Annotated in this window: 6 protein-coding genes; 2 read left to right on the top strand and 4 right to left on the bottom strand. The window is 68.8% G+C overall.

Annotated elements, in window-relative coordinates; genetic code table 11:
- Both MFF42_RS24410 and MFF42_RS24405 read right to left on the bottom strand, forming a co-directional pair.
- Positions 1-316 (bottom strand): hypothetical protein (locus MFF42_RS24410; protein WP_238258471.1); only part of this gene is annotated, 316 nt, incomplete at its 3' end.
- Positions 317-637: 321 nt separating this feature from the next.
- Positions 638-865: a hypothetical protein gene (locus MFF42_RS24405; RefSeq protein ID WP_238258469.1), complete on the bottom strand. Its 228-nt coding sequence runs from the start codon at positions 863-865 to the stop codon at positions 638-640.
- A 462-nt stretch (positions 866-1,327) separates the two neighbouring features.
- Between MFF42_RS24405 and MFF42_RS24400 the strand changes: the two genes are divergently transcribed.
- Positions 1,328-2,278: a bifunctional helix-turn-helix transcriptional regulator/GNAT family N-acetyltransferase gene (locus MFF42_RS24400; RefSeq protein ID WP_238258467.1), complete on the top strand. Its 951-nt coding sequence runs from the start codon at positions 1,328-1,330 to the stop codon at positions 2,276-2,278.
- An 89-nt stretch (positions 2,279-2,367) separates the two neighbouring features.
- On the opposite strand, the gene MFF42_RS24395 is transcribed toward MFF42_RS24400, so the two are convergent.
- Both MFF42_RS24395 and MFF42_RS24390 read right to left on the bottom strand, forming a co-directional pair.
- Positions 2,368-2,997, bottom strand: a complete 630-nt coding sequence (locus MFF42_RS24395) for an alpha/beta hydrolase (RefSeq protein WP_238258465.1) — start codon at positions 2,995-2,997, stop codon at positions 2,368-2,370.
- A gap of 73 nt (positions 2,998-3,070) precedes the next feature.
- Positions 3,071-4,000, bottom strand: coding sequence for a ring-cleaving dioxygenase (locus tag MFF42_RS24390; protein WP_238258464.1), 930 nt, complete (start codon positions 3,998-4,000; stop codon positions 3,071-3,073).
- A gap of 139 nt (positions 4,001-4,139) precedes the next feature.
- Between MFF42_RS24390 and MFF42_RS24385 the strand changes: the two genes are divergently transcribed.
- The coding region (locus tag MFF42_RS24385) for a LysR family transcriptional regulator (RefSeq protein WP_238258462.1) at positions 4,140-4,463 on the top strand (324 nt) is incomplete at its 3' end.

Raw genomic sequence — 4,463 nt, 5'->3', positions numbered from 1 at the left:
CGAGCGCCGCCGCGCCCCGGATCCGGATCTGCTCGCGCCGGATGAGGTACCAGTTCGAGATCGCGATGTCGGTGAGGCGATACACCGGCCCGGCCGCTTTTCCCCGAGGTGGAACGAGTGACAGCGCAATGGACGCTGCGCCCGACGCATGCAAGGGCGGGATCGCCCGAGGCGGTGGGTCACGCCTCGATCGGCACGACGCGAGGCTGCCGGAATCACCGGTGAGGCGCCCGCTGTGCAGACCGATGGCGGGGAGCCAGCAATCACCGACCCGTGATTTGACGAAACGGCGGCAATCCGAGACCAGAACCGACACGTTGCCGATCTGGGCCTAACGCGCCGAACAACTGCCTCGGCCCCCTCTCAACGACAAGTTTACGAAGGCCGTTCGATTACTGTCTTTTCACGGGCACATGCGTAGTTTGCCACAGGCGAAGACCATCGATTTTGACACAAACGCAAAACGATCCGTGCCATACGGCGAGAGCTTCCCTCCGTCCGCCCAGAACATTGAATGTCGAGATGTCCGCCCGCCGTCCTCGCCTGACTTACGGGATCCTGTTTGTTGTCGCTTCCATTGTCCTGTGGGGCACGGCATCATGGCTGAGCGGCAGCATCATCTGGGTGTGAGGCCGGTTCAGATACTCTTCTTGTAGGCGATGTAGCCTCCGAAAATATAACCTCCCTGCAGGGCGCAGAGGGAGGCGGCCATCATCAGCATGTCGGCAACAGTGAAATGGCCGCTGTGAAATTGATAGATGACCCGTACAACGACAACAACGAAACTCGCGACGGCAAGCATTCCCCAGTGGTAGAAGAGGCCGATCAGTACACCGGCGACCATGAGCAATAAAATCGCTAGCACTGGATCATGATCCTGATCTGCCGGCTCGGCACCTGACAGCCTTCTCGTCGAGATCTTTCCTCAGGCTACCCTCTCGTCGGAGCACGCGCAAAGGCGCGCATGGCGTAAAACTAGGCTGACTTTGCAGGTTCCCGGTTATCGAACGACATCGTTAACGAACCGGTCACCTTGAGGAGGGGGCCGGACAAGGACGAGCCCCCTCGCTTCAGAATACCGGTTCGTGCAGCAACGTACCCGGAAGCCGTCGAACGCGCCTGCGACGAATTCCGTCGGGCTTAAGCCTTACCAACCTCCCGGTCACCGCCGTTTCCCTTCGACCACGACGGCGCAGCGGGCGTTTTGTGAGAGACACTAACACGCACTTGCCGCGTTCTCGCGGTGGTTTCCGTCCCGTGGCGACACCGACTCGCCCGGCCCATCAAACTAGTTGACTCCGTCAACTTTCATGGCGACGTTGACGCCATGGAAGACACCATCGCCGCATTCCGCCGCTTCAACCGGTTCTTCACGGGGATCGTCGGCGCACTCGACGAGCAATTCCTCGGCTGCGACCTGACGCTGCCGGAAGCGCGCCTGCTGTTCGAGATCGCGACGCACGACCCGGCGGAGGGGGCCGTGACCGCGCGGGCGGCGCAGGCGAGGCTCGGCATGGATGCGGGCTTCGTCAGCCGGATCCTCACCCGCTTCGAGCAGCGAGGCTGGATCACTCGCGCCCGCGGCGCGGATGCCCGCGTCCGGCCGATTCGACTGACCAAAGCCGGACGCAGCGCCTTCAAGGAGGTGGATGGACGGCAGCGCGCGTCCGTGGCGGGCCTCATCGGCGAATTCGACGCGGTCCAGCGGCGTGATTTGGCCGAAGCGATGGCACGGGTGCGCCTGCTGCTGCAGCCCGAGACGGCGTCACGCTTCGCGATCCGACCGTTCCGCACCGGCGATATGGGCTTGATCGCGGCCCGCCAGTCGATGCTCTACGCCCAGAGCCACGGCTGGGGCCGCGGCCTGGAGATCGTCGAGGGCGAGGCCACCACCAATTTCCTTCGGGATTTCAAGCCGGGACGCGAGCAGTGCTGGGTGGCGGAGATCGACGGCGTGATGGCGGGCTCCGTCTTCCTCACCGATGAAGGCGACGGCGTCGCGCGGCTGCGGCTCCTCTATGTCGAGCCCTTCGCCCGCCGCCGCGGCATCGGCGACGCACTGGTCGAGACCTGCATCGGCTTCGCCCGCGAGACGGGCTATGCCCGCCTCACGCTGTGGACCCATACGGTTCTGGAAGGCGCCCGACGGATCTATGCCCGCCACGGCTTCGCCTGCGTCGAGACCGCGACCCACACCGCCTTCGGCATGCCGGTCGAGGGCGAGACCTGGCTGCTGCATCTGCACGAGCCGGTGGAGGCATCGGGACAGGCGGCGTGACGGGGGCGCTCACCCCCGCCACGTCTCGTCCTCTCTCGCCGAAAAGCCCGACCGCCGCCGGTCCGGAGCAGCCGTTCCGCGACAAGCGCTTAGCCACCAAAATTCCTGGCGAGCCAAGCCCCCGCGGCGGCGAGATCGGCCTGCGACAGGCCGTGCCCGGCCGGGTTGACCGTGTGGGTCACCGCCGCGCCGGCCTGCCCGAGATTTGCTGCGAGCCGCTCGGCGTTGTCGGCGGGCACGATCGGATCGAGGGCGCCCGAGAGCAGCAGCACCGGACGGCCGGCGAGGTCCGCCCGCGGCGTCTCGGCGAGCGGCACCATCGCCCGCAGCAGCACCGCCCCCGCCAACGCCTGCGGGTGCAGGAGCAGGGTCGCGGCGGCGATGTTGGCCCCGTTCGAGAAGCCGACCGCCACCGGCGCGGCGAGACCATAGGCCGCCCGCGCCTGCGCGACGAAGGCGGCGAGGTCGCCCGCCCGGCGACGGACATCCGCCTCGTCGAACACGCCCTCGGCGAGCCGGCGAAAGAAGCGCGGCATGCCGTTCTCGAGAACCGGCCCGCGCGGCGAGAGCAGCGCGGAGCCGGGCGAGAGCGCGCGGCCGAGGGGAAGCAGGTCGGTCTCGTCGCCGCCGGTGCCGTGCAGCAGCAGGAGCGGCGGCGCGCCCGCGTCGGTGCCGGGCTCGAAGCGGTGGACGAAGTCGAAGGTGACGCCGTTCGTCATGGCTGTCTCCATTCCGTCTGAGAAGGGGGCGGCCGCCCGAGGGGATTCGGACGGCCGCGGGGGCGTGGCGGTTTCAGGCGACCTTCGGCAGCACCGCCTCGATCCGGTCGCGGTGCGGCTCGAGGAAGGGCGGCAGCTTCAGCCCGGTCCCGAGTTCCGCCGCCGGTTCGTCGATGGCGAAGCCGGGCGCGTCGGTGGCGATCTCGAACAGGACGCCGCCGGGTTCGCGGAAGTAGACCGAGCGGAAATACTGCCGGTCGCGCTGCTCGGTGACGGAGAGCCCGTGCCGGTCGCTCAGCCGCTCCGTCATCGCCGCCTGCACCGCGTCGTCGGCGGCGCGGAAGGCGATGTGGTGGACCGAGCCCGCCCCCTGCCGGCCGGGCAGGAAGTCGCCGACCGCGCGGAGCGTCACGAAGCCGCCCAAGCCCGCCCCGCTGGTCAGCCGGATCTGGCTGCCCTCGCGGTCCGCCTCCTCGAAGCCGAGCACATCGGTAAGGATCGCCGCGGTCGCCTCCGCCCCGCGCAGGAGCAGGGTGACGCCGTGGAAGCCCCGGATCGCGGTCTCCGGCGCGATCCCCTCGGCCGCCCAGGCCGGCTCGGCCTCCGCCCCCTCGACGCCGACGACCGCCAGGGGCATCCCGTCGGGATCGCGGAAGCGCAGCACCGTCTCGCCGAAGACGCTCACCGGCGCCTCGTGGGCGACGTTCAGCGAGACGAAGCGGTGCGTCCAGTCGCCGATGGCCGAGCGCGGCACGCGGAAGGCCGTCTCCGACACCTGCCCGATCCCGACCCGGCCGGGGGCGGCCTGGGCGATCGGGAAGAAGGTGAGGATCGTGCCGGGATTGCCCGCCTCGTCGCCGAAATAGAGGTGGTAGGTGCCCGGATCGTCGAAGTTGACCGTCTTCTTCACGAGCCGCAGGCCGAGCACGCGGGTGTAGAAGTCGATCGTGCGGGCGGTGTCGCTCGCGAAGGCCGTGACGTGGTGGATGCCGTGCGCGCTCATGGTGTGGATCTCCTGCCTCGAAGGATCGCCGCGGGGACGTCGTCCGGTCCGGGCCGCGATCGGTGTGAGCGCAATCTGGCCCTTGCCTTGGCTGATGAAAACGGAAACGATTGAAACGCATCGTTTCCGGATTTGATCTATGGCAAAGCTCCCCGATTTCGAAGCCTGGGCCGTGTTCGCGGTGGTGGCCGACGCCCTCTCCTTCGCCCGCGCGGCGGAGGAGCTCGGGCTGTCGAAGGCGACCGTCTCGAAGGCGGTGGCGCGGCTGGAGACCCGGCTCGGGGCGCGCCTGTTCCACCGAACCTCCCGCCGCCTGGCGCTGACGGAAGCCGGGCGCTCGGCGCGGGAGGATGCGGCGGGGCTGCTCGCCGCGGGCGAGGCGGCGGAGGCGCGGGCGCTCGACGCCAACGGCGTGCCGCGGGGCCGGGTGCGGCTCGCGGCACCGATGTCCTTCGGCGTCGCC

Origin of the sequence: Methylorubrum podarium (assembly GCF_022179745.1) — a bacterium.
Lineage (GTDB): Bacteria > Pseudomonadota > Alphaproteobacteria > Rhizobiales > Beijerinckiaceae > Methylobacterium > Methylobacterium podarium.
The sequence above is the reverse complement of the archived record's forward strand: the minus strand, read 5'-3'. Positions and strand labels throughout refer to the sequence as shown.

Excerpts from the sequence above, each read along its gene's own strand:
- MFF42_RS24390 (WP_238258464.1), bottom strand. The coding sequence starts at position 4,000 with ATGAGCGCGCACGGCATCCACCACGTCACGGCCTTCGCGAGCGACACC.
- MFF42_RS24400 (WP_238258467.1), top strand. The coding sequence starts at position 1,328 with ATGGAAGACACCATCGCCGCATTCCGCCGCTTCAACCGGTTCTTCACG.
- MFF42_RS24395 (WP_238258465.1), bottom strand. The coding sequence starts at position 2,997 with ATGACGAACGGCGTCACCTTCGACTTCGTCCACCGCTTCGAGCCCGGC.